Genomic DNA, 23,360 nt, shown 5'->3' with positions numbered 1-23,360 from the left:
TCACCCCAACCCTCTCCCCGCAAGCGGGGCGAAGGAGAAGCAAGCTAGAACTGTGTGTAATCGATCGGCTCGTGGCGATCGAGCGTGCGGGTCACCGGCGGCAGCGGATATTTCAGGCCGGTCGCGCAATTGAACAGCATGACGCGGTCACCCTTCGAGACGCGGCCATCGGCGAGGCTGTCCTTGTAGGCGGCATAGGTCGCGGCGCCCTCGGGGCAGAGCAGCAGCCCCTCCTCGCGCGCAACCTCGTTCAGCGCCGACGAGATCTTGTCGTCGTCGACCGCGATGGCAAAGCCCTTGCTCTCGCGGACCGCGCGCAAGATGAGAAAGTCGCCGATTGCCTGCGGCACGCGGATGCCCGAGGCGATCGTGTGGGCGTCCTCCCAGCGCGTGGCGTGCTCGGTGCCGGCGTCATAGGCCCGCACCATCGGCGCGCAGCCCGAGGCCTGCACCGCGACCATGCGCGGGCGCTTCGAACCGATGAAGCCGATCTTCTCGAGCTCGTCGAAGGCCTTCCACATGCCGATCAGGCCGGTGCCGCCGCCGGTCGGATAGAAGATCACATCGGGCACGTCCCAACCGAGCTGCTCGGCAAGCTCGAGGCCCATCGTCTTCTTGCCTTCAATGCGGTACGGCTCCTTTAGCGTCGAGGTGTCGAACCAGCCGACCTTGGCCTTGCCCTCGCCGACGATCTTGCCGCAATCGTCGATATAGCCGTTGACGCGGTAGACGGTCGCGCCCTGCAGCTCGATCTCGCTGACGTTCACCTCCGGCGTATCGGCCGGGCAGAAGATTGTGGTCTTGATGCCGCAGGAGGTGGCGTAGGCCGCCAGCGCAGCCCCCGCGTTGCCGTTGGTCGGCATCGCCATGTGCTTGATGCCGAGCGCCTTGCCCATCGACACCGCCATCACGAGGCCACGCGCCTTGAACGAGCCGGTCGGCAGCCGTCCCTCGTCCTTGACGATGATCTCGCCGCCGCCGAGTTTCTTGCCGAGCTTCGGCAGCCGGATCAGGGGCGTGGTGACCTCGCCGAGCGAGACGATGTCCTTGCATTTGCGCACCGGCAGCAGCTCGCGGTAGCGCCACATGTCGCCGGGGCGTTGCGCGAGCGCGTCCTTGGTCAGCGCCTTCTTCACGCCTGCGAGGTCGTAGCGTACCAGCAGCGGTTTGCCGGCCTTGGAGAGATTGTGGACCTGGTCGGCGGCGTAATGATCGCCCTCCATTGCGCATTCGAGATGGGTGACGAAGGTCGGGCGTTCGACGATGAGGTTGTCGTTGTCGTGCATGGGTTCATTCCCTTTTGTTGTTTTCGTATTTCTCTATCAAACCCGCCACCCCGAGGCGCCGGAGCGAAGCGGAGGCCTCGAAGGGCAACGAGCCCGGCTGCTGCAGCTCGGCCGTTCATCCTTCGAGGGTCACTCGGCGGCGCGGTGCGCCGCCGAACTCGCACCTTAGGATGACGGGACTGATGGCAGCACGCTGCGCCGCAGCCCTCGTTCCATCAAATATTCAACACCTTTCCATACGCATCCAGCACGGCTTCCTTCATCATCTCCGACAGCGTGGGATGCGGGAAGACCGTGTGCATCAGCTCTTCTTCCGTCGTCTCCAGATTCATGGCGACGACGTAGCCCTGGATCAGCTCGGTGACTTCAGCGCCGACCATGTGGGCGCCGAGCAGCTGGCCGGTCTTCTTGTCGAAGATCACCTTGACGAGGCCCTGGTCCTCGCCGAGCGCGATCGCCTTGCCGTTGCCGACGAAGGGGAAACGGCCGACGCGGATCTCGCGGCCGTTCTCTTTCGCCTTGGCTTCGGTGAGGCCAACGGAGGCGACCTGCGGCTGGCAATAGGTGCAGCCCGGGATCATGTTCTTGTCCATGGGATGCGGATGCAGTCCCTTGATCGCCTCGACGCAGATCACGCCCTCATGCTCGGCCTTGTGTGCGAGCATCGGGGGCCCCGCGACGTCGCCGATGGCATAGATGCCGGGGACGTTGGTCTTGCCGTAGCCGTCGATCACGATGCAGCCGCGGTCGGTCTTCACGCCGAGCTTTTCCAGGCCGAGATTCTCGATATTGCCGACGACGCCGACTGCGGAGATCACGCGCTCGAACTCTGATGTGACGGGCTTGCCCTTGCCGTCGTCGATGGTGGCGACGACGCTGTCGGACTTCTTCTCCAGCTTCGTGACCTTGGTCGAGGACATGATCTTGATGCCCTGCTTCTCCAGGCGCTTGCGGGCGAGCCCCGCGATCTCGGCGTCCTCGACGGGCAGGATCTGCGGCAGCACCTCGACGACGGTGACTTCGGAACCCATGGTGTGGAAGAACGAGGCGAACTCGATGCCGATCGCGCCGGAGCCGACGACCAGCAGCGACTTCGGCATCCGCTCCGGCACCATCGCCTCGAAATAGGTCCAGACCAGCTTCTTGTCGGGCTCGAGCCCCGGCAGCACGCGCGGCCGCGCGCCGGTCGCGACGATGATGTGCTTGGCCTGATAGGTCCCCTCGCCCAGCGCACCCTTCGGGCCCTCGACGTCGGACTTCTTCACCGTGACCTTGCCGGGCGCGTCGATCGTGGCCGCGCCCCAGATCACGCTGACCTTGTTCTTCTTCATCAGGAAGCCGACCCCGTCGTTGAGCCGCTTGGAGACGCCGCGTGAGCGCTGCACCACCGCCTTCGGATCGAACGAGACCTTCTCCGCCGACAGGCCGTAATCCCCGGCATGCTGCATGTAATGATAGATCTCGGCCGAGCGCAGCAGCGCCTTGGTCGGGATGCACCCCCAGTTCAGGCAGATGCCGCCGAGATACGACTTCTCGACGATCGCGACCTTGAAGCCGAGCTGAGCGGCGCGGATCGCGGTGACATAGCCGCCGGGACCGGAGCCGATGATGATGACGTCGAAGGATGTGTCGGCCATGGCGGCTCCCGTTCAACTCAAGAGGCGCCGCGGGCGCGGCGCTTGACCAGAAAAGACCTCACCAGCCATTCGAGCATCACCGCCAGGACCATGACGGCCAGAGCGATGAGCACGACGGGCTGGGCGATGTTCCGTGCCAGTTGCTCACCGGCAAAGAACGCAGAGTGCAGAAAATCGAGCCCGATCGGGTTAAGCGCAACCGCGGCTCCGAGCAGCAGCGATATCCATGGCCAGCGGGTACGGACATGCAAAATTGCGCCCTCTGCCGCCGCGTCAGACCATCATCATGACGGGGTTTTCGATCAGCTGCTTGAAGGCGCCGATCAGCTCGGCGCCGAGCGCACCGTCGATGGCGCGGTGATCGCAGGACAAGGTCACGCTCATCATGTGCGCGATCTCGATCTTGCCGCCGCGTACCACAGGGCGTTCCTCGCTGGTGCCGACCGCGAGGATGGTCGCATGCGGCGGGTTGATCACGGCGGTGAAGTGGCTGATGCCGTACATGCCGAGGTTGGAAACTGCGGTGGTGCCGCCCTGGTATTCCTCGGGCTTGAGCTTGCGCGAGCGGGCGCGCGCGGCGAAATCCTTCATCTCGTTGGAGATGGTCGAAAGCGTCTTGGTCTCGGCCTTGCGGATGATCGGGGTGATCAGGCCACCCGGCATTGCGACCGCAACGCCGACGTCGGAATGATGGTGCTTGACCATGCCGCTTTCGGTCCAACTGACGTTGCAGTTCGGGATCTTCTGCAGCGCCACTGCCATCGCCTTGATGACGAAGTCGTTGACCGAGATCTTGTAGAGCGGCTTCTTCTCCTTGTCCTTCGGCGCGGCAGCGTTGATTTCCTCGCGGGCAGCGAGGAGCTTGCCGATGTCGCAGTCGATGGTCAGGTAGAAGTGCGGGACGTTCTGGATCGATGCAGTCAGGCGCTGCGCAATGGTACGGCGCATGCCGTCATGCGGAATGATGTCGTAGGAGCCGGGCTCGAACAGCGACAGGATTTGCTTGTCCGACATGGTGGGCGCGATCGAGGGCGCACCTGATGGTGCCGCGGCGGGCGCCTTGAGGCCCTTGCCCGACTTGGCCTGCTCGACGTCGCGGGCGACCACGCGGCCGTGCGGGCCGGTGCCTGTTACCATCGACACGTCGATGCCGGCGTCCTTGGCGAGACGCCGCGCCAGCGGCGAGGAGAACACGCGACCACCTTGGCCGTTGCTCTGCGCGGCCGGAGTAGCGGCCTGCGGCGCAGGTGCAGCAGCCGGCGACGGCGCGGCTTTGGGCGCGGCAGGCGCAGCTGCGGGAGCCGGCGCCGCAGCAGGAGCCTCGGCCGCCTTCGGAGGTGCGGCCGAAGCGCTGGGCTTGGCGGCACCCGCCGCCTTCACGTCCTCGCCTTCGCCGGCGAGCACCGCGATCACGTCGTTGACCGGGACGTCCTGCGTGCCCTCGGGCACCAGGATCCTGGCGATCGTGCCCTCGTCGATGGCCTCGACCTCCATGGTCGCCTTGTCGGTCTCGATCTCGGCGATGACGTCGCCGGATTTGACCTTGTCGCCTTCCTTCTTCAGCCACTTGGCGAGGTTGCCCTTCTCCATCGTCGGCGAGAGAGCGGGCATCAGGATGTTGATGGGCATGCTGACCTCAAGAAGAACTTTGCAAAACGTCGCCTCCGACAGCGGAGACGAACAGACCAGGTTTAGTTGCCGATGTCGCCCTGCCACAGGCGCTCATTGGCAGGGATGGAACGCCAATTCTTCATCATGGTGATCGAGCGGTCGTCGGCAAGATCGATCCAGGGGATGCCGAACTTGTCGAGGATGTCCTTGGATCCCTCGAAGGTGACGGATTCCCCGATCACCACGAGCTTGACCTTGAACAGCCCCAGCGCGCCGGCGCACATCGAGCATGGCGACAGCGTGGTGTACATGACGGTGTCGTGGAACGAGATCGCGCCGGCCTCGCGCAGGCAGCTCATCTCGCCGTGCAGGATCGGATTGTTTTCCTGCACGCGGTTGTTGTGGCCGCGGGCGATGATTTTGTTGTCGCGCGTCAGCACGGCGCCGATCGGCAGGCCGCCCTGCGCGATCGAGGCCTCCGCCTCGCGGATCGCCTCCAGCATGAAATCGAAATGATGAGCTTCGATCGCCACGGTCAGTGTCCCTTGCCGCGCGGCGTCGTGGTGCCGGTGTCGGTGGGACGCTCGATCTCGGCCTGGAACATCTCCAGGATCCGGTTCAGCGCGTCCTCTTCGGTATATTCGCTCTCGCGCGCATAGGCGCGCGCGGCGTGGCGGGCGAGATCGACGAGCAGCAGGCCCCACATGTCAGGCTCCTCGAAGGCACGCTGGAACGCCATCGACAGCCCGCCGTCCAGCACGAACACGCGCAGGATCTCGACCGCGTCGTCGCGGGTCATGACGTCGGGCGGAAGTGGCTGCTCCTTCGGGCCCGCCATGGTCTACCTGTAGCAGACGGCTTTGGCGGCCTCGACGACTTCTGCCGCCGACGGCAGCGCGAGCTTCTCCAGGTTCGCGGCATAGGGCATCGGCACGTCCTTGCCGGAGACGCGCGTCACAGGTGCGTCCAGATAGTCGAAGGCGTTCTCCATGATGCGCGCGGCGATCTCGGCGCCGACGCCGCTCTGGGCCCAACCCTCTTCCACCGTGACGGCACGGCCAGTCTTCTTCACCGAGTTGATGATGGTCTCGGTGTCCATCGGACGCAGCGTGCGCAGGTCGATCACCTCGGCCTCGATGCCCTCTTTGGCAAGTTCATCGGCCGCCTTCAGCGCATAGGTCATGCCGTTCGACCAGGAGATGATCGAGACATGGCTGCCTGAGCGCACGATGCGGGCCTTGCCGATCGGGATCACGAAATCGTCGAGCTTCGGCACCTCACCGGTGTGGCCGTAGAGCACCTCGTTCTCGAGGAAGATCACCGGATTGGGATCGCGGATCGCAGCCTTCAGAAGACCCTTGTAATCGGCGGCCGAGAATGGCGCGACGACCTTCAGGCCCGGGACGTTCGAGTACCAGGCCGAATAATCCTGGCTGTGCTGGGCGGCGACGCGCGCAGCGGCGCCGTTGGGCCCGCGGAACACGATCGAGCAGCCCATCTGGCCGCCGGACATATAGAGCGTCTTGGCCGCGGAGTTGATGATCTGGTCGATCGCCTGCATGGCGAAGTTGAAGGTCATGAACTCGACGATGGGCTTGAGGCCCGTCATCGCGGCGCCGACGCCGACGCCGGCAAAGCCGTGCTCGGTGATCGGGGTGTCGATGACGCGCTTGGCGCCGAACTCCTGGAGCAGGCCCTGGGTGACCTTGTAGGCGCCCTGATATTCGGCGACCTCTTCGCCCATCACGAAGACGTCGGCGTCGCGGCGCATCTCTTCGGCCATGGCATCGCGCAAGGCTTCGCGGATGGTCTGCGTGATCATCTCGGTACCGGCAGGCACCTCCGGATCCGGCTCGGCGACAGCCTGCGGGGCCGGCGCAACCTTGGGCGCGGGCACCTCGGCCTTTGCGGCGGCAGGCGGAGCGGACTCGGCAGCCTTCTGCGCGGCCGGTGCAGGCGCTTTGGCAAGATCGGCCGCGCTTTCGCCGTCGGCGAGGATGGTCGCGATCGGCGTATTCACCGCGACGTCGGCGGTCCCCTCGGGGATCAGGATCTTGCCGAGCGTCCCTTCGTCGGTCGCCTCGACCTCCATGGTCGCCTTATCGGTCTCGATCTCGGCGATCACGTCACCCGACTTGATCGTCTCGCCCTCTTTCTTCAGCCATTTGGCGAGGTTGCCCTTCTCCATCGTGGGCGACAACGCGGGCATCAGCACTTGAATTGGCATATCGACTCCAAAAGAAAGCTTGCGCGCGTTCAGCGGTAAACGTCGGTCCAGAGCTCGGCGGCATCCGGCTCGGGATCATGCTGGGCGAAATCGGCGGACGCGTTGACGATGTCGCGCACCTCGGCGTCGATCGCCTTGAGATCGGCCTCGCTGACCTTGGCAGCCAAGAGGCGGTTACGCACCTGCTCGATCGGGTCCTGGTCGTGGCGGACCTTCTCGACCTCCTCGCGCGTGCGATATTTTGCAGGGTCGGACATCGAGTGGCCGCGATAGCGGTAGGTCTGCATCTCCAGGATGAAGGGACCCTTGCCGGCGCGGCACCAGGCGGCGGCTTCGTCGCCGGCGGCCTTGACGGCGCGGACGTCCATGCCGTCGACCTGCTTGCCGGGGATGTTGAAGGACGCACCGCGCTTGGAGAAATCCTGCTGCGCCGAGGCGCGCGAGACCGAGGTGCCCATGGCATAGCGGTTGTTCTCGATGACGTAGATCACCGGCAGCTTCCAGAGCTCCGCCATGTTGAAGCTCTCATAGACCTGGCCCTGGTTGGCCGCACCGTCGCCGAAATAGGTGACGCTGACATTGTCGTTGCCGCGGTAGTTATTGGCGAATGCCAGACCCGTGCCGAGCGATACCTGGGCGCCGACGATGCCGTGGCCGCCGTAAAAGTGCTTCTCCTTGCTGAACATGTGCATGGAGCCGCCCTTGCCCTTGGAATAGCCGCCGCGGCGGCCCGTGAGCTCGGCCATGACGCCGTTGGCATCCATCCCGGTGGCAAGCATGTGGCCGTGATCGCGGTAGCCGGTAATGACCTGATCGCCCTGCTTCAGGGCCATCTGCATGCCGACCACCACGGCCTCCTGGCCGATATAGAGGTGACAGAAGCCGCCGATCGCGCCCATGCCATAGAGCTGGCCGGCCTTTTCTTCGAACCGCCGGATCAGGAGCATGTCGCGGAGCGCCTTGAGCTCCTGCTCCCTCGTGAATTCCGGGGGCGAACCGCCGTCGGTCTTGTCCTGTGGAGTGCTTGCGGCGGCTTTCTTGGGTGCGGCCATGGGAATTCCGGGTCAGAGAAAACTTTCGTCCTCTCTAACCCAACTCAAACGCCCTTGGAAAGCACCGCAGCGGCATGACACGACTTTCATTATGCCGCAGTGCAACGTGGTCGAAATATTGGAAAATCTTTGGCGCTGATCGGGCAACAAATCTATGCGCGCCATGTGCGCCTGCGGATTCGTGACCGGATCAAGAATTATGGACCATGCCGATCCGGGCCTTCGGAGCGGACGTCGCCAGGATGGCGCCGCCCTCTCCGCACCTCGATCAGAAGAAGCCGAGCTTCTTCGGGCTGTAGCTGACCAGGAGATTCTTGGTCTGCTGATAATGATCGAGCATCATCTTGTGGGTCTCGCGACCGACGCCCGACTGCTTGTAGCCGCCGAACGCCGCATGGGCAGGATAGGCGTGGTAGCAGTTGGTCCAGACCCGGCCGGCCTGGATCGCCCGGCCGAAGCGGTAGCAGCGGTTGGCATCGCGGCTCCAGACGCCGGCCCCGAGGCCGTAGAGCGTGTCGTTGGCGATCTCGAGCGCCTCGTCGTCGTTCTTGAAGGTCGTGACCGAGACCACGGGGCCGAAGATCTCCTCCTGGAAGATTCGCATCTTGTTGTGGCCCTCGAACACGGTCGGCTTGACGTAGAAGCCGCCGGCGAGATCGCCGCCGAGCTCGGCACGTCCGCCGCCGGCGAGCACCTTGGCCCCCTCCTGCTTGCCGATGTCGATGTAGGACAGGATTTTTGCGAGCTGCTCGCCGGATGCCTGGGCGCCGATCATGGTGGCGGCATCGCGCGGGTCGCCCTGCTTGATCGCCGCGACGCGCTTCAGCGCCCGCTCCATGAAGCGGTCATAGATGTCCGCATGAACCAGCGCGCGGCTCGGACAGGTGCAGACCTCGCCCTGGTTCAGCGCGAACATGACGAAGCCTTCGATCGCCTTGTCGAAGTAATCGTCGTCCTCGGCGGTGACGTCGTTGAAGAAGATGTTCGGCGACTTGCCACCGAGCTCCAGCGTGACCGGAATGAGGTTCTGGCTGGCATATTGCATGATCAGCCGGCCCGTCGAGGTCTCGCCGGTGAACGCGATCTTGGCGATGCGCGGGCTCGAGGCCAGCGGCTTGCCGGCTTCCAGACCAAAGCCGTTGACGATGTTGAGGACGCCGGGCGGCAGCAGGTCGCCGATGATCTCGGCCCAGACCATGATCGAGGCCGGGGTCTGCTCGGCAGGCTTCAGCACGACGCAATTTCCGGCGGCGAGCGCGGGGGCGAGCTTCCAGCAGGCCATCAGCAGCGGGAAGTTCCAGGGGATGATCTGGCCGACCACGCCGAGCGGCTCGTGGAAATGATAGGCGATGGTGTCGTGGTCGATCTCGCCGATCGAGCCTTCCTGGGCGCGCACGACGCCGGCGAAGTAGCGGAAGTGATCGATGGCGAGCGGGATGTCGGCGGCGCGGGTCTCGCGGATCGGCTTGCCGTTGTCCCAGGTCTCGGCAATGGCGAGACGCTCGAGATTTTCTTCCATGCGGTCGGCGATCCGGTTCAGGACCGCGGCGCGCTCGGCGACGCTGGTACGGCCCCAGGCGCCCTTGGCGGCATGCGCCGCGTCGAGGGCCGCCTCGACGTCCTGCGCGTCCGAGCGCGCGATCTTGCAGACGATCTGGCCGTTCACCGGCGAGGCATTGTCGAAATATTTGCCGGAGATCGGCGCGACGAACTTGCCGCCGATGAAGTTGTCATAGCGTTCGGCAAAGGGAACTTTGGTCACATTGAGGAATTCCACCTTGTTCATTGATCACTCCCGATGTTTGCTGTTTGCGCAATTCGTCGCGTGGTCGCGACTTGCACCGACGATGTCGCGGGAGATGTTTTCTGTCAGCCCCGATGGGAGCGATGGCGGGGCCGACCTGTCGCAGTTCTGCGACACACACTCGTGTCCCGGCTCATTCTCGTGTCCCGGACGCGCTGCAACGCTCTTCGCGTTGCTGCGCAGAGCCGGGACCCAGGCGGCACGGGAGAATGCTGAGACATGGGCCCCGACTCTGCAGCGCACCACGTCGCAAGTGCGACGCGCTGCGCTGCGTCCGGGGCACGAGACCGGAATTTCGAGCGCACGGTTTCAGGGAAATAGCGCGGCCTAGTGGTTCAGCTCGAACCGCTTGAGCTTCCTGTGCAGCGTGGCGCGGCTGACGCCGAGGGCCTTGGCGGCCGCCGAGACATTGCCGCCGGCGCGGAGCAGCGCCCGCTGCACCACCGCGCGCTGGCCGCCGGCAAGATGATCGCGCGCGGGTTCGCCGCCGAGCAGATCGGCTGCGGGCACCGGCTGCAACGCCCGGCCGGGCGCGATTCCCAGCGCCGCCCGGGCGGAGCGGGTCGCGCCGATCACGAGATCGTCCGCATCGACCGCAATGAGGCCGCCGCATTGGCCGTCCGCAGCTTGCGTCAAGACGATGCGGGCATGGCTGAACGCCCTGCGGAACAGATCGGCTTCGATACGCTTGGCCGCCTCGCCCGTCGCAAGCGCGATCAGACTGGAAAACGCGTCGGTGCGGTCGGCGCGGCAGGAGGAGACGTCGAGCACGCCCGCCAGCGCCGCCTCATGGTCGTAGATCGGAACGGCGGTGCAGCTCAGAAGCGTGTTGCGGGTGAAGAAATGCTGGTCGCGGTCGATCGTCAGCGGACGCTGCTCGACGAGGCAGGTGCCGATGCCGTTGGTGCCTTCGTGCTCCTCGCTCCAGAGCGCACCGGTCCACAGACCCCAGGATTGAAACGTCGCATCGTCCGCCGCCGTGCCGCGACGATCGACCGGCACGCCCTCGCCGTCGGCGAGCAGCACGCAGCACCCGCTCGCGCCGACGGCCTGATAGAGCCGGTCCATCGCGCCTTGCGCCGCGGCCAGCAGCGGCGCGATGCGCTCGCGCGCCTCGTGCAGCTCGGCTTCGGTCAGCCGCATCGGCGAGGTGCGGCCGCCGGGATCGAGATGATGCAATCTGGACGAACGGCGCCACGAGGCCACGAGCGCGGATCGTGCCGCCTGGCCTGACGCGATGGCGGCCTCGACGCGAGCCGCGTGATGCCGGGGCATTGACCCATTCATCACTGTTTCCTCCGGATCACAGACTAGATCGTGTCGGCGCCACTCGTTTGATCTGCGTCAACTTCGGCGAGCCACAGAAGCCATGCCCCCGCCGCGGCACTGCCGTCAAGGCGGCCGCCCGGTTCCGGACTTACGACCTTCGCAGGAGGAAAGGCACTGTGGTCGGATCTTGGCGGCGGCTTTCGCTGTCGGTTTCGAAAGCTTGCGGAAAACGCTACTTCGCCGGGATCATCCGAACGAGATCACGCGGATTGACGTAATCGAGCTGGAAGCGCGCCCGCTCGTCCAGCATGTCGGGGTCGATCCGCTCGGACCGCAGCAGCGACACCCGCTGCTCGCTCCTGGCGCGCTCACGCTTGAGCTGGGCCAGTTCGCTGGTCAGCGCGATGATCTCCTGGTCGAGCTCCTGGCGGGCGTTGAGGCCATATTTGCCGGTATAGGCGTTGACGCCGAAATAGCCGACGATGGCGGCCGCCATCGCGTAGAGGGCAAGACCGGTCAGGATCGATTTCAGGCGCGCGCGGGAGACCATCTTGGGAAGATGGGACAGGTTGGTTAAGGGAGTGCTAATCAGCCCCTGCCCGTATCCCTCCTCGTCATGCCCGGGCTTGTCCCGCCTGCGCGGCCGAAGCCGCTTCGGCGCGGCGAAGGCCCGGGCATCCACGTTCTTCGTCGCTCGGGGCCAAGACGTGGATGGCCGGGACATCCAGCGCGAAGACGCGCTTCGCGCTTTTGCCCGGCCATGACGGAGAGTTGGGCAAGCTTCGGCGGAAAAGCCTCAGCCGTGGTGCTTGGCGACGTGCGCGGCGAAGGCGTCGATATAGGCCTGGAGCACGGGCTTCAGCGAGTCCTTGGTGAGGTTGCCTTCGGCGTCGAAGGCGTCGCCGACCGCATTCAGATAGATCTCCGGCTGCTGCATGATCGGGCCCGCAATGCCTGGCAGGATGTTCTGAAGCGTCTTTGCGGCGCTGACGCCGCCGAGCGGACCCGGCGAGTTCGAGACGATGCCGACCGGCTTGCCGTTGAACGAGCTCTTGCCGTAGGGCCGCGAGGCGACGTCGATGGCGTTCTTCAGGACGCCGGGGATCGCGCGGTTGTATTCCGGCGTGACGAAAATGACGCCGTCCGACTTCTGAAGCTTCTCGCGGAAGGCCAGCCAGTCCGCGGGCGGCGCGCCCTCGAGGTCCTGGTTGAAGAACGAGATGCCCGCCGGCGTGACGACCTCGAGCTTGAGCGTATCAGGCGCAAGCTTGGCCAGTGCATTGGCGATCTTCAGCGAAAAGCTGTCCTTGCGCAGGCTGCCGGCGATCGTGACGATGTTGTAGGCCATGGATTGTCCTTGAGGGCTTGAGCTGGAGTACCGCGACGGCACTTAAGCGATCTCGTGCGGTGGATGCAAGTGCATGAACCCGCCCGATTTGGAAACGCTGTGTTTCGCGGAAGCAGACGTTTGGGCGGGATGGAGCGCCGGCGTAACCCAGGGCCCTGCCCCAAGCTACGCCGGTCCCGGATGATGCTGCGCTCCATCAGGGCTACAATTCAGTGCCCGTGGATGCGATCCAAAACAATCGGGCCGCCAAGTGGCGGCCCGAACGTACGCGCAAAGCTGCAGGTCCCGATCAGATCGTCGGATTCCACGCCGACGGGATCAGGCGATATTTGGCGCCGTCCTTCTCGACGTGGCCGACCGCCGGGAACGTGAAGTGGAAGCCGATGACGGTCGCCTTCTCCGCCGCCGCCATGTCGTAGAATTTGTGGCGGGTCTCCTGCGCCAGCGCGGCATCGTTGTCGAACATCACGTGCCAGTCGGGATTGCGCAGGAAGAATTCCGGGATGTTGGTGACGTCGGACTGGATCAGCACCTTGGCATCGCCGGACGCGACAGCGAACGAGGTGTGGCCCGGCGTGTGGCCCGGGGTTGCGATCGAGGTGATACCCGGCGCGACCTCCTTGCCCCACTCGTATTTGGTCACCTTGGATTCGAGGCCGGCGAAGGTCTTCTTCACGTTGGCGAAGTAGTTCTTCATCATCGGATTGGACTCGGCCTTGGCGGCGTTGCCCTCGCTGGTCCAGAACTCCCAGTCCTTGCCCGGCACCATGATGTCCGCATTGGGGAATGCGAGCGCGCCGTCGGCGAGACGAATGCCATTGGTGTGATCGGGGTGCAGATGTGAGAGCAGCACCACGTCAATGTTCTTCGCCTCGACGCCGGCAGCCTGGAGATTTTGCAGAGTGCGGCCGACGGCGCCCTTGCTGGCTTCGAAATTCGCAATGCCGTTGCCGGTGTCGATCAAGACGAGCTTGGAGCCGGTGTTGATGAGCTGCGGGTTGAACGGCACCGTGACCATGCCCTTCGGCATGTAGGCCGCCTCGCCGGCGGCCAGCGCCTCGTCCTTCTGCAGGTTCGCGACGAACTTGTCCGGCATCGGGAAGGTGCGCGCACCGTCATTGATCGACGTGCACTCGAAAGCGCCGACCTTGTAGCGATAGAAGCCCGGCGCCTGCGTCCCGGCCTGCGGCACCGCGGCATTGACGGCGGCCGGTCGGAGGCCGGTTACTGCGGCCGCGCCGACGGCAGCGGCGCCAGCGAGCAAATGACGACGATTGAGATCGGTCATGGAGTCCCCTTCTGAGCCTTGCGGTTTTCCGCATTCAATGGCGGCGGAATAATCCCCCGCTTCGCTCAGAAGGCAAGACCTTCCTTCGATGACCTGCCGTCGCAGATCACGATTATTTATTTGGGTTGATGAGGAATTTTTCGCCAGTGGCACGTTTGGCGTACACGGCGATGTTGGCGGGATCAAGCACCTCGGTCAGCGACACCACCTTGGTGTAGTGACTGGCGAAGGTGGTCTTGAGCTCGGACGCGACGCGCTGGCGCAACCGTCCGATCTCGGCCGGGCCGATGTTCTGGAGGAACGGCGTCAGCAGCCAGCCACCGACGCCCCAGGTCAGTCCGAACGACCGGCTCAATTCGGTCGGACGGTTGTCCAGGCTGCCGTAAATGTAGATCTGCTTGTACACGTTGGAGCCGTAGCGGCTGTATTCCTTCGCCGTCTTGTTGGCGGCAACTTCCATGGCGGTGAGAATCTGGCTGGCCAGCTTGCCGCCGCCGATGGCGTCGAAGGCGATCGTGGCGCCGGTCTCGACCAGCGCATTGGTGAGATCGTCTGTGAAGCTCGGCGCGCTGGAATCCACGACGTGCTTGGCGCCGATCTTGTGCAGGATATCGGCCTGCTCCTTGCTCCGGACGATGTTGACGAGGCCGATGCCGTCCTTGATGCAGATCTTGTTGAGCATCTGGCCGAGATTGGACGCAGCCGCCGTGTGCACGAGCGCCTTGTGGCCCTCCCGCCGCATCGTCTCGGTCATGCCGAGCGCGGTCAGCGGATTGACGAACCAGGACGCGCCGTCGGCGGCCGTGGTGCCCGCCGGCAGCTCCATGACGTCGCGGACCTTCAGCACGCGGTACTGCGTGTACATCGCGCCGCCGATCATCGACACCGTCTTGCCGATCAGCGCCTTCGCGGCGTCCGACGATCCGGCCGCGATCACCGTGCCGGCGCCCTCGTTGCCGACCGGCAGCGACTGATCGAGCCGGGCTCCCATCATCCGCATCGCAGCCTCCGGCATTGTCGCGGTGATGACCGGCATCTCCTTCGTGCCGGAGGCCTTGGCGGCGGACATGTCGGCGGGCCCGATCAGGAGGCCGAGATCGGACGGGTTGATCGGCGTGGCCTCGACGCGAACCACGACCTCATCGTCGGCCGGCTCCGGCGTCGGGACATTCACGAGCGACAATTCCAGCTCGCCACTCTTCTTCAGCAGCGAACGCAGTTGCAGTCCGGTCTTGCCGTCGCTCATGTCGATCCTCCCCTGTCCGTCTTTTCTCGAGTCGAAGCGCTGGCTTATGCCAGCGCCTTCAGTGCCGCCTTGCCGCCGTACAGCGCCTGCTTGCCGAGCTGCTGCTCGATGCGCAGGAGCTGATTGTATTTGGCGGTGCGGTCGGAACGTGCAAGGGAGCCGGTCTTGATCTGACCGCAATTGGTGGCGACCGCGAGGTCGGCGATGGTGGAATCCTCGGTTTCGCCGGAGCGGTGCGACATCACCGAGGTGTAGCCGGCCTTGTGGGCCATCTCGACGGCGGCGAGTGTCTCGGTCAGGGTGCCGATCTGGTTGACCTTGATCAGGATCGAGTTGGCGCGGCCGGTCTTGATGCCGTCGGCGAGGCGCTTGACGTTGGTGACGAAGAGGTCGTCGCCGACGAGCTGGCACTTCTTGCCGATGAGATCGGTGAGCTCCTTCCAGCCGTCCATGTCGTCTTCCGACATGCCATCCTCGATGGTCACGATCGGATAGCGCGAGACCAGGTCTGCAAGATACTTGGCCTGCTCCGAGATCGAGCGGGTCTTGCCCTCGCCTTCATAGACGTACTTGCCCCCCTTGAAGAACTCGGTCGAGGCGCAGTCGAGCCCGAGCACGATGTCGCTGCCCGCCTTGAATCCGGCCTTACCGATCGCGTTCATCACGAATTCCAGCGCGGCGTCGGCCGACGGCAGGTTCGGGGCGAAGCCGCCCTCGTCGCCGACATTGGTGTTGTGGCCGGCCTTCTTCAGCTCCGACTTCAGGGTGTGGAAGACTTCAGCGCCATAGCGCAGGCCTTCAGCGAAGGAGGATGCGCCGACCGGCAGGATCATGAACTCCTGGAAGTCGATCGGGTTGTCGGCGTGCACGCCGCCATTGATGATGTTCATCATCGGCACCGGCAACAAGCGCGCCGAGGTGCCGCCGACATACCGATAGAGCGGCATGTCGAGCGAATTCGCGGCCGCCTTGGCGCAGGCGAGCGAGACGCCAAGGATGGCGTTGGCCCCGAGCCGGCTCTTGTTCGGCGTGCCGTCGAGGTCGATCATGATCTGGTCGATCTGGGCCTGTTGCTCGGCATCGAGACCACTGAGGGCCTCGAAGATCTCGCCGTTGACGGCACCGACCGCCTTGGAGACGCCCTTGCCGAGATAGCGAGCCTTGTCGCCGTCACGCAGCTCCACCGCCTCATGGGCACCGGTGGAGGCGCCCGACGGCACCGCGGCCCGGCCGAGCGCGCCATCCTCCAGAACGACATCGACCTCGACGGTGGGATTGCCCCGGCTATCGAGGATTTCGCGGCCGATGATGTCAATGATGGCGGTCATGATGTGCACTTCCGTTCGTTGGAGCTGATCGGTTCGCCGCGGGTCTTACACGGGCCGCAAGCAAATGTGAACGCTTGAGGGTGGCACTTCGACTGACGCGTGAAGTCGCCAGGATTAAGGTCGCGGGCATCGGGTCTGTGCGTGCATCCTCAATCCCAAGCAGTCGGGGTAACGCCATGAATCGCCGCCAGTTTCTTGCTTCCAGCACCGCCCTGTTCGTGGTTCGCCCAAGTTTTGCCCAAGAGGGCCCGTTCCGGACAAAATACTTCCCGATCAGTGCCGGTATCGGCCTGCACGATCTCACGCCCGCCCCTGACGGTTCGGTCTGGTTCACGGCGCAGGGCAAGGGCTTGCTCGGCAGGCTCGATCCCCGGGATGGCAGTTTCAAGACCGTCGGCCTCGGTCAGGGCGCCGCTCCGCATGGCGTGACCATCGGCCCCGATGGCGCGCCCTGGATCACCGAGGGCGGCCAGAACGCGATCGCACGGGTCGATCCCGGCGATCTCAAGGTCACGCTGTTCCGCCTGCCGGAAAAGTTCGCCTCGGCCAATCTCAACACTGGCGTGTTCGACAAGGAAGGCACTTACTGGTTCACCGGCCAGTCCGGCTATTACGGTCGGCTCGCGCCGAAGTCCGGCGACATGAATGTGTTCAGGGCGCCCAAGGGCGTCGGCCCCTATGGCATCACCGTGACGCCCAAGGGCGAGGTCTGGTACGCCTCGCTTGCCGGCAGCTATATCGCCAGGATCGATCTGGCGACCGGCCATGCCAGCGTTGTCGAGCCGCCAACGCCAAGCCAGGGATCGCGGCGCGTCTGGTCGGATTCGAAGAGCCGGATCTGGGTCAGCGAGTGGAACAGCGGCCATGTCTCGGTCCACGATCCCGCCGATGGGTCGTGGAAGAGCTGGAAGCTGCCGGGCGAACGTCCCCGCGCCTACGCCGTCTTCGTCGACGACAAGGACAAGGTCTGGCTGACCGATTTCTCCGCCAACGCGATTGTCCGCTTCGATCCCGCCACCGAGCGGTTCAACGTGTTCGCGAGCGACAAGGCCAACGCCAATGTGCGCCAGCTCGACGGCCGACCGGGCGAACTCTGGGGCTGCGAGTCCGGCAACGATCGCATCGTGCTGATCCAGACAATTGCCGCCGGTTGACGGCAGCGGCATTTGCGTCCATCCCGGCATCCTCTGGAGCGCGATCTTGTCGCGCTCCGATTTCTGTTGAGCATGATCTTTCGGAAAACCGGTGCCCACTTTGCGCTAACGCGGCCCTTCGGGTCCGGATCATGCTCCAAAGGATGTGACGACGATGGCGAAGAAATCCCTCCAGCTCGGCCGCGCGGTCGAATGGCCGCACACACCGGAAGATGCCCAGCTCGACCGCGTGCCCAATCCGCAAAAGGGCACCGACTATCTGGTGCGCTTCACCGTGCCGGAATTCACCTCGCTCTGCCCGGTCACGGGCCAGCCGGATTTCGCGCATCTGATGATCGACTACGCGCCGGGTGCGTGGCTGCTGGAATCGAAATCGCTCAAACTCTACATCGCGAGCTTCCGCAATCACGGCGCGTTCCACGAGGACTGCACCGTGATGATCGGCAAGCGCATTGCGAGCGAGATCAAGCCGAAATGGCTGCGGATCGGCGGCTATTGGTATCCGCGCGGCGGCATCCCGATCGACGTGTTCTGGCAGAGCGGCCGCGTGCCAAAGGGCCTGTGGGTGCCCGAGCAAGGCGTCGCGCCGTATCGCGGGCGGGGTTAGCGGCCAACCGGTCGTTTTTTCCGCGGCTTTGGAACGCGACAAAGTTGGCGCTGGCGACCATGCTCGTCCTACAAATTGGCGGCGAGATAGCGCACGGTCTTCGCGCCGTTTTCGATGGTTGCCCTTCCAACCTCGACAAAGCCCAGGGCTGCATGGAATCTGTCGGAGACAGGGTTGGGCGGATCGAGGTTCACCTCGCAAACGACGCGGGTATGGCCGAGTTCCCCCGCGCGCTCCAGCAGATGGGCGTAGAGCAAGCGTCCGATACCGTGGCGCCGGTACGCCTCGGCAACGATAACCCGGTCGACATAGAGAAATCTGTCGAACCGACCGCGAAACCAAAGAAAGTGTCCGCCGTCGTAGTCGTCGGATTGTTCGAACGCCAGCAGAAGCGCTGCGCCGGGTTGAACGAACAGCGCCAGTCGTGCCGATCCGATCAATCGGTCGAACCGCTCCGGCGTGAGCAACGAAGTCTCGCGCGCGCTCGCATTGTTCAGGTGGAGCAGCGCGCCCCTTTTCGGCTCGCGGTGAAGGTCTTCGATCTCAAATTGCGTTGACATGGCGCAGGACACACAGGCGATGATCTGGACAATAGACCAGGCGCCTCTCGCCCGACAGCCCTCGCGGCAGGGGCGACAGATGGCTGACTGGTTAGTCCCACACCATAGCGCTTAAACGCGCGCATCCGCCGGCGCCCGCTGCTTGAGCAGCCGGGCGCAGACGCAGCCCAGCACGACCATGATCGCGGCGCTCGCGAACAGGGTCGGCATCTTGCCGGCATGCTGGAGCCCAAAGCCATAGGCGAGCGGTCCCACCGTCTGCCCCATGAAGAAAAAGAACGAATGCAGCGACAGCGCGGTGGCGCGAGCCTCGACCGAGAGCTCGCTGGCGAAGACCTGGAGACAACCATGGGCGATGTAGAAGCCCCATCCCATCACGATGAGATTCAGCGCCTGCACTTCCCAGCGTGGACCGAACGCGACGGCGACGAGTTGCGAGGCGACCAGCGTCATGCCTGCGATCATCATGCCCTTGACGCCGAGCCACGGTAGCAGACGCGACACCGTCAGCGTGTAGAACAGGCCGCCGACCGCAAAGCCCGCGATGACCATGCCGGCGATCGACAGCGAGGTCTGCCCGAGCTCGAACAGGAACGAGGCGATATAGGGAAACAGGCCGAGCACGCAGCAGCCTTCGACGAACACCGCCGAATAGCAGACATAGGCATTGGGGTTGGTGAAGATGGTGCGATAGCCGGCCTTCAACGCCGACAGGCTCGTCTTCGGCGGATGCTTGACCTTGGCGCCGCGAAAGCCGGCAGCGACCGCGATCGACGCCACGATCACGAGCCCGCCCAGCACCGCGAGCACGCCGCGCCAGCCGAGAAAATCGCCGATCAGGCCGGAAGCCGAGGCGCCGAGCAGATTGCCGGTCATGGCGCCGGCAAGCGTGCGGCTGATCGCGACCTGGCGTTTCTCGGGCCCGACGAGATCGCTGGTCAGGCTCAGCGCCACCGGAAACACGCCGCCGGAGCCGATGCCGGCGAGGATGCGGGTTGCAAACAGAACCGAGAACGAGGACGAGAGCGCGCCGAGGATGTTGGCAAGGCCGAGCAGCGCGAGGCAGCCGATCATCAGCCGCGTCTTGCCGAACAGATCGGCGGCAGCACCGACAATGGGTTGGATGATCGAGAAGGTGAAGGCGAACACCGCGGCAAAGCCTGCGGCGGTGGCAATGCTGACGCCAAAATCCTCGGCGACGTGCGGCAACACCGGGTCGAGTGCGCGCGCCGAAAGCGCCGCGGCGAAGCTAGCTCCTGATATGACGTAGAGCGCTGTCGGCAGGCCGTGATCGTGCGACCGCGCCTCGCCTTGCTGCATCAGCGCGGGTTCTTTGCCAGCGCGTCGAACGCCTTCAGCCTGGCGATCAGCCCCTCGAACTCGCGCAGCGGCACCATGTTGGGCCCATCGGACGGCGCGCGATCGGGATCGGGATGGGTCTCGATGAAGACACCGGCGACGCCGACCGCCACGGCGGCGCGTGCGAGCACCGGCACGAATTCGCGCTCGCCGCCCGACGAGGTCCCCTTCCCGCCCGGCTGCTGCACCGAATGAGTGGCGTCGAAGATGACAGGCGCGCCGGTGGTCCGCGCCATGATCGGCAGAGCACGCATGTCGGAGACCAGCGTGTTGTAGCCGAAGGACGCCCCGCGCTCGGTGACGAGCACGTTGGGATTATCAGCGCTGGTAATCTTCGTGACGACATTGGCCATGTCCCAAGGCGCCAGGAACTGCCCCTTCTTGACGTTGACGACCTTGCCGGTTGCGGCGGCAGCCAGCAGCAGATCGGTCTGCCGGCACAGGAAGGCGGGGATCTGCAGGATGTCCACGGCCTGCGCCACCTCGGCGCATTGCGCGGCATCGTGCACGTCGGTCAGGACAGGCAGGCCGAGCGAGGAGCGGATTTCGGCGAAGATCGGCAGCGACTGCGCGAGGCCCAGCCCGCGCGCCGCCGACGCGCTGGTGCGGTTGGCCTTGTCGAACGAGGTCTTGTAGACGAGGCCGATGTTCAGCCGCGCCGCGATCTCCTTCAGCGCGGAGGCGACCTCCAGCGCATGCTGGCGGCTTTCGAGCTGGCAGGGTCCTGCAATGATCGAGATCGGCAGATCATTGCCGAACTTGACCGTGCCAATGGTGACGACCGGCGCCGCTGAATGCGAAGAGCTCAAGACAAATCCCTCGTTTCGGCGCGACCATAGCCGCCATGAGGGTCGGATCAACCCTATTCGGCCAGGGCCGGTCGAATATCAGGGTTGCGCCGGGGTCCCCGGCGCCGCCCTTGCATCGGCAGGTTCCTACTTCACCGCCGAGAAGGCAGTCGGCGTCAGGAGCTGGCTGACGATATTGCCGACGATCTGGCCGTCCGCTTCGCTCTCGGCGCGTGCTTTCATCCAATCCGGATCGGTCATGAACGCGCCCCACTTCTTCTCGCGCTCGGCGAGCGAGTCCCAGGCCAGGAAATATGTCAGCTCCTGATTGGAGTCACCGATCAGCGTCGTGAAGAATCCGGCCTGCTTGATGCCGTGCTTCTCCCAGATCTTCAGCGTCGCGGTCTCGAATCGCTTGAGCAGCGCCGGCAGACGGCCCGGCACGCAACGATAGATGCGCATTTCGTAGATCATTCTTGTTCCTCCCTGACCAAGTTCGGCGGTTATAACGACTGGCCCTGACGGTGTCTTGAGCCCCGCCCGACCGCCCCTGTCGCGTTCCGCGCATGGCTGGGGCCCGCTCAAGGCCACTCTGTCGCGACCGGTTCCCGCAATGCTGCCGCAATGGTACGGCCGCTAGAATGGCACGGGTGAGGTTGAGGTGCCGGATCATGCGGATTTTGCTCGTCGAGGACGAGGCCGAAATGGCCGACGCGCTGGCGTCGGCGCTGAAGCGCTACGACATGGTGGTGGACCATGCCCCTACGCTCGCCGAGGCGGAGGAGGCCATTTCTGCCGACGTCCACGCCGCCGTCCTGCTCGATCGCCAGCTTCCCGATGGCGACGGTCTCGCCTTGATCCCGAAGCTGAGGGCCCGCGCCGACGGGGTGCCGATCATCGTGTTGACGGCGCGCGGCGAGGTCGCCGACCGCGTCGCCGGGCTCGATCGCGGCGCCGACGACTATCTGGCCAAACCGTTTGCCGTCGAGGAGCTGCTGGCGCGGCTGCGCGCGGTGCTGCGGCGGCCGGCCGGCCTCTCCCCTGATGTGATCCGCGCCGGGCGCCTCGCCTTCGACCTCAGTCACCGCGAGGCCAGCATCGACGGTGTGCCACTCGAGCTGCCGCGCCGGGAGCTGCTGGTGCTCGAGGCCCTGGTCCGCCGCATGGGCCGGACCGTGCTGCGCTCGGCGCTCGAAGAGGCGGTCTACAATTTCGACGACGAGATCCAGTCGAACGCGCTCGACACGCACGTGTCGCGGCTCCGACGAAAGCTCGCGGAAGCCGATGCGGGCATCGAGATCCACGGAATCCGTGGCGTCGGCTATCTTCTGAAGAAGCTGATATGAGCAAGCACGACGATCCCTATTGCCTGCGCTCGCGGCTGAGCTGGCGCCTGCTCTCGCTTCAGGCCGCGATCCTGGTCGCGCTGGTTGCGGTCGTCCTCGCCGGGCTCTGTGCCTCCGGCTTCGTGCTGGCCGAGCGCGACGAGGACCGCGTCATCGACGTCGTCCAGCACGCGCTCACACGCGAGGCGCAAGGCGGATTGGCCTTGCAGCCGACCGCAGAGCTGAAGCAGTTGCGCAGTGAAACACCTGACCTCTGGTTTCTGGTGCGCGACCGGCAAGGCCACTCGCTCAGCGAAGGCACCGTGCCGGCCGAATTCGCTGCGATCGGCAACGGCCTCGACCAGATCAGCCAGGCGCGGCTCGGCTGGCAGATGTTCGAGGACAATCCGCACAAGCCGGCGGCACGGCTGAAGCGGGTCGACACCGATGCGGGCAACGTGCAGGTCATCACGGCGACACAAGGACGTCTGACCGGCGCCAGGGCGCTGTACATGACATCCCTTGCGTTCCTCGGCATCGCCCTGCCCGGCCTGCTGCTGATGGGAACGGCGACGTTCATCGCCACGCCGATGATCGTGCGGCGCGCGTTCAGGGGGCTCGATAGCGCGGCGGACGAGGCGCGGCGCATCGACATCCATCAGCGCGGCGCGCGGCTGCCGGTGGAGCGCATCCCGCTGGAGGTCATGCCGCTCGTGAGCGCGATCAACGACGCGCTGGCGCGGCTCGACCAGGGTTATGCCCGCCACAAACGCTTCGTCGCCGACGCCGCGCACGAGCTTCGTACGCCGATCGCGATCCTGAACACGCGGCTGGAGTCACTGGCCCCTGGGCCGGACAAGACCCGTCTGCTGGAGGATTCCGCGCGGCTGGCGACGCTCGCCGAACAATTGCTCGATATCCAGCGGATCGACCGCTGCGGCCATCCCTTCACGCGCGTCAATCTCGTCACCGTTGCGCAAAGCGTCGCCGCCGATCTCGCGCCGCTGGCGATTGCCGCCGGCTACGAGCTGGCCCTCGACGCGCCGGCGACACCGATCGAGACCATCGGCGATGCTGCGGCGCTGGAGCGCGCGCTGACCAATCTCGTGCAGAATGCAATCCAGCACGGCCCGCGCCGCGGCACGATCGGGATTCGCGTCAGCAGGCCTGCGAGCATCGAGGTCGCGGACGAAGGCGCTGGCATTCCCGCCGGTCAGCGCGAGCAGATCTTCGAGCCGTTCTACCGGCTGACGCCGCTCGATCGCGGTGCCGGCCTCGGCCTCAACATGGTGCGCGAGATCGTCCAGCTGCATGGCGGCCACGTTTCGGTCGCGGACGGACCGGAGGGCGGCGCCTGTTTCCGGATGACGCTGCCGGAAATGCGGCAGAGCTGATTCAATTCGCATTCGCACAGGTCAGCGCAATGCTGTCGCAATGCGCTCCCGCGACACTGCATGCGTCGCACCTCATT

At 65.1% G+C, this 23,360-nt stretch carries 23 protein-coding genes; 4 read left to right on the top strand and 19 right to left on the bottom strand.

Annotated features, from left to right (window positions below; translation table 11 throughout):
- Positions 1-44 precede the first annotated feature (44 nt).
- The 15 genes from XI04_RS13950 to eno all read right to left on the bottom strand — a co-directional run bounded on the left by XI04_RS13950 (position 45) and on the right by eno (position 16,096).
- Positions 45-1,286 (bottom strand): threonine synthase, encoded by a 1,242-nt coding sequence (locus XI04_RS13950; protein ID WP_028141603.1) that lies wholly within the window; start codon positions 1,284-1,286, stop codon positions 45-47.
- Between the two features lie 215 nt (positions 1,287-1,501).
- Positions 1,502-2,923 (bottom strand): dihydrolipoyl dehydrogenase, encoded by a 1,422-nt coding sequence (lpdA, locus tag XI04_RS13945; protein ID WP_028141602.1) that lies wholly within the window; start codon positions 2,921-2,923, stop codon positions 1,502-1,504.
- Between the two features lie 17 nt (positions 2,924-2,940).
- The gene (locus tag XI04_RS13940; protein WP_038974895.1) at positions 2,941-3,174 is read right to left on the bottom strand and encodes a hypothetical protein; all 234 of its coding nucleotides are present in this window, start codon (positions 3,172-3,174) and stop codon (positions 2,941-2,943) included.
- A gap of 22 nt (positions 3,175-3,196) precedes the next feature.
- Entirely contained in the window at positions 3,197-4,552 is a 1,356-nt protein-coding gene (locus XI04_RS13935) for a pyruvate dehydrogenase complex dihydrolipoamide acetyltransferase (RefSeq protein ID WP_028141600.1), read from the bottom strand.
- Between the two features lie 62 nt (positions 4,553-4,614).
- Positions 4,615-5,067, bottom strand: a complete 453-nt coding sequence (locus tag XI04_RS13930; protein WP_028141599.1) for a nucleoside deaminase — start codon at positions 5,065-5,067, stop codon at positions 4,615-4,617.
- Between the two features lie 2 nt (positions 5,068-5,069).
- Positions 5,070-5,372 (bottom strand): DUF5076 domain-containing protein, encoded by a 303-nt coding sequence (locus XI04_RS13925; protein WP_018320291.1) that lies wholly within the window; start codon positions 5,370-5,372, stop codon positions 5,070-5,072.
- A gap of 3 nt (positions 5,373-5,375) precedes the next feature.
- Positions 5,376-6,761: a pyruvate dehydrogenase complex E1 component subunit beta gene (locus XI04_RS13920; protein ID WP_038971488.1), complete on the bottom strand. Its 1,386-nt coding sequence runs from the start codon at positions 6,759-6,761 to the stop codon at positions 5,376-5,378.
- Between the two features lie 29 nt (positions 6,762-6,790).
- Positions 6,791-7,813 carry a pyruvate dehydrogenase (acetyl-transferring) E1 component subunit alpha gene (pdhA, locus tag XI04_RS13915; RefSeq protein WP_028141597.1) on the bottom strand — a complete coding sequence of 341 codons (1,023 nt, stop codon included), beginning with the start codon at positions 7,811-7,813 and terminating at the stop codon, positions 6,791-6,793.
- A gap of 268 nt (positions 7,814-8,081) precedes the next feature.
- A complete protein-coding gene (gene adh / locus XI04_RS13910) occupies positions 8,082-9,599 on the bottom strand; it encodes an aldehyde dehydrogenase (RefSeq protein ID WP_028141596.1) in 1,518 nt (505 codons plus the stop codon).
- Positions 9,600-9,944: 345 nt separating this feature from the next.
- Positions 9,945-10,904, bottom strand: coding sequence for a helix-turn-helix domain-containing protein (locus XI04_RS13905; RefSeq protein ID WP_161966439.1), 960 nt, complete (start codon positions 10,902-10,904; stop codon positions 9,945-9,947).
- Between the two features lie 214 nt (positions 10,905-11,118).
- Entirely contained in the window at positions 11,119-11,436 is a 318-nt protein-coding gene (locus tag XI04_RS13900; protein WP_028141594.1) for an FtsB family cell division protein, read from the bottom strand.
- Between the two features lie 246 nt (positions 11,437-11,682).
- Positions 11,683-12,234 (bottom strand): NADPH-dependent FMN reductase, encoded by a 552-nt coding sequence (locus XI04_RS13895; protein WP_271610081.1) that lies wholly within the window; start codon positions 12,232-12,234, stop codon positions 11,683-11,685.
- A gap of 289 nt (positions 12,235-12,523) precedes the next feature.
- Positions 12,524-13,522, bottom strand: coding sequence for an MBL fold metallo-hydrolase (locus XI04_RS13890; protein WP_271610082.1), 999 nt, complete (start codon positions 13,520-13,522; stop codon positions 12,524-12,526).
- Between the two features lie 112 nt (positions 13,523-13,634).
- Positions 13,635-14,768, bottom strand: coding sequence for a zinc-binding dehydrogenase (locus XI04_RS13885; RefSeq protein ID WP_028141591.1), 1,134 nt, complete (start codon positions 14,766-14,768; stop codon positions 13,635-13,637).
- Between the two features lie 44 nt (positions 14,769-14,812).
- Complete coding sequence (gene eno / locus XI04_RS13880) at positions 14,813-16,096, bottom strand: phosphopyruvate hydratase (protein WP_028141590.1); 1,284 nt, start codon at positions 16,094-16,096, stop codon at positions 14,813-14,815.
- Positions 16,097-16,272: 176 nt separating this feature from the next.
- Between eno and XI04_RS13875 the strand changes: the two genes are divergently transcribed.
- On the top strand, positions 16,273-17,250 hold the full coding sequence (locus XI04_RS13875) for a Vgb family protein (RefSeq protein WP_028141589.1): 978 nt from the start codon (positions 16,273-16,275) through the stop codon (positions 17,248-17,250).
- A gap of 154 nt (positions 17,251-17,404) precedes the next feature.
- Positions 17,405-17,857 carry a preQ(1) synthase gene (gene queF / locus XI04_RS13870; protein WP_271610083.1) on the top strand — a complete coding sequence of 151 codons (453 nt, stop codon included), beginning with the start codon at positions 17,405-17,407 and terminating at the stop codon, positions 17,855-17,857.
- A gap of 68 nt (positions 17,858-17,925) precedes the next feature.
- On the opposite strand, the gene XI04_RS13865 is transcribed toward queF, so the two are convergent.
- The 4 genes from XI04_RS13865 to XI04_RS13850 form a co-directional block, all read right to left on the bottom strand.
- A complete protein-coding gene (locus XI04_RS13865; protein WP_271610084.1) occupies positions 17,926-18,417 on the bottom strand; it encodes a GNAT family N-acetyltransferase in 492 nt (163 codons plus the stop codon).
- A gap of 111 nt (positions 18,418-18,528) precedes the next feature.
- Positions 18,529-19,737 carry an MFS transporter gene (locus tag XI04_RS13860; protein WP_271623710.1) on the bottom strand — a complete coding sequence of 403 codons (1,209 nt, stop codon included), beginning with the start codon at positions 19,735-19,737 and terminating at the stop codon, positions 18,529-18,531.
- Complete coding sequence (gene kdsA / locus XI04_RS13855) at positions 19,737-20,585, bottom strand: 3-deoxy-8-phosphooctulonate synthase (protein ID WP_028141585.1); 849 nt, start codon at positions 20,583-20,585, stop codon at positions 19,737-19,739. The genes XI04_RS13860 and kdsA overlap by 1 nt, the downstream gene beginning before the upstream one ends.
- A gap of 126 nt (positions 20,586-20,711) precedes the next feature.
- The gene (locus tag XI04_RS13850; protein ID WP_028141584.1) at positions 20,712-21,038 is read right to left on the bottom strand and encodes an NIPSNAP family protein; all 327 of its coding nucleotides are present in this window, start codon (positions 21,036-21,038) and stop codon (positions 20,712-20,714) included.
- 197 nt (positions 21,039-21,235) lie between these two features.
- Here XI04_RS13850 and XI04_RS13845 point away from each other — a divergent pair, with 197 nt between their 5' ends.
- Together XI04_RS13845 and XI04_RS13840 are read left to right on the top strand one after the other, a co-directional pair.
- Entirely contained in the window at positions 21,236-21,910 is a 675-nt protein-coding gene (locus XI04_RS13845; RefSeq protein WP_028141583.1) for a response regulator, read from the top strand.
- Positions 21,907-23,283 (top strand): sensor histidine kinase, encoded by a 1,377-nt coding sequence (locus tag XI04_RS13840; RefSeq protein ID WP_271610085.1) that lies wholly within the window; start codon positions 21,907-21,909, stop codon positions 23,281-23,283. Before XI04_RS13845 ends, XI04_RS13840 begins: the two co-directional genes overlap by 4 nt.
- Positions 23,284-23,360: the final 77 nt, after the last annotated feature.

The sequence above is a fragment of the Bradyrhizobium sp. CCBAU 11430 genome, assembly GCF_028128855.1.
Classification (GTDB): domain Bacteria; phylum Pseudomonadota; class Alphaproteobacteria; order Rhizobiales; family Xanthobacteraceae; genus Bradyrhizobium; species Bradyrhizobium ottawaense.
Note: the sequence above shows the minus strand (reverse complement) of the source record. Positions and strands in the feature narration are given on the sequence as shown.

What these genes read in the sequence shown, in the direction of transcription:
- XI04_RS13850 (WP_028141584.1), bottom strand. Translation starts at nt 21,038, where the DNA reads ATGATCTACGAAATGCGCATCTATCGTTGCGTGCCGGGCCGTCTGCCG.
- queF (WP_271610083.1), top strand. Translation starts at nt 17,405, where the DNA reads ATGGCGAAGAAATCCCTCCAGCTCGGCCGCGCGGTCGAATGGCCGCAC.
- XI04_RS13860 (WP_271623710.1), bottom strand. Translation starts at nt 19,737, where the DNA reads ATGCAGCAAGGCGAGGCGCGGTCGCACGATCACGGCCTGCCGACAGCG.
- XI04_RS13905 (WP_161966439.1), bottom strand. Translation starts at nt 10,904, where the DNA reads ATGAATGGGTCAATGCCCCGGCATCACGCGGCTCGCGTCGAGGCCGCC.
- XI04_RS13900 (WP_028141594.1), bottom strand. Translation starts at nt 11,436, where the DNA reads ATGGTCTCCCGCGCGCGCCTGAAATCGATCCTGACCGGTCTTGCCCTC.
- pdhA (WP_028141597.1), bottom strand. Translation starts at nt 7,813, where the DNA reads ATGGCCGCACCCAAGAAAGCCGCCGCAAGCACTCCACAGGACAAGACC.
- XI04_RS13875 (WP_028141589.1), top strand. Translation starts at nt 16,273, where the DNA reads ATGAATCGCCGCCAGTTTCTTGCTTCCAGCACCGCCCTGTTCGTGGTT.
- XI04_RS13920 (WP_038971488.1), bottom strand. Translation starts at nt 6,761, where the DNA reads ATGCCAATTCAAGTGCTGATGCCCGCGTTGTCGCCCACGATGGAGAAG.
- XI04_RS13925 (WP_018320291.1), bottom strand. Translation starts at nt 5,372, where the DNA reads ATGGCGGGCCCGAAGGAGCAGCCACTTCCGCCCGACGTCATGACCCGC.
- adh (WP_028141596.1), bottom strand. Translation starts at nt 9,599, where the DNA reads ATGAACAAGGTGGAATTCCTCAATGTGACCAAAGTTCCCTTTGCCGAA.
- XI04_RS13935 (WP_028141600.1), bottom strand. Translation starts at nt 4,552, where the DNA reads ATGCCCATCAACATCCTGATGCCCGCTCTCTCGCCGACGATGGAGAAG.
- XI04_RS13885 (WP_028141591.1), bottom strand. Translation starts at nt 14,768, where the DNA reads ATGAGCGACGGCAAGACCGGACTGCAACTGCGTTCGCTGCTGAAGAAG.
- XI04_RS13845 (WP_028141583.1), top strand. Translation starts at nt 21,236, where the DNA reads ATGCGGATTTTGCTCGTCGAGGACGAGGCCGAAATGGCCGACGCGCTG.
- XI04_RS13865 (WP_271610084.1), bottom strand. Translation starts at nt 18,417, where the DNA reads ATGTCAACGCAATTTGAGATCGAAGACCTTCACCGCGAGCCGAAAAGG.
- XI04_RS13890 (WP_271610082.1), bottom strand. Translation starts at nt 13,522, where the DNA reads ATGACCGATCTCAATCGTCGTCATTTGCTCGCTGGCGCCGCTGCCGTC.
- eno (WP_028141590.1), bottom strand. Translation starts at nt 16,096, where the DNA reads ATGACCGCCATCATTGACATCATCGGCCGCGAAATCCTCGATAGCCGG.
- XI04_RS13950 (WP_028141603.1), bottom strand. Translation starts at nt 1,286, where the DNA reads ATGCACGACAACGACAACCTCATCGTCGAACGCCCGACCTTCGTCACC.
- XI04_RS13895 (WP_271610081.1), bottom strand. Translation starts at nt 12,234, where the DNA reads ATGGCCTACAACATCGTCACGATCGCCGGCAGCCTGCGCAAGGACAGC.
- XI04_RS13840 (WP_271610085.1), top strand. Translation starts at nt 21,907, where the DNA reads ATGAGCAAGCACGACGATCCCTATTGCCTGCGCTCGCGGCTGAGCTGG.
- lpdA (WP_028141602.1), bottom strand. Translation starts at nt 2,923, where the DNA reads ATGGCCGACACATCCTTCGACGTCATCATCATCGGCTCCGGTCCCGGC.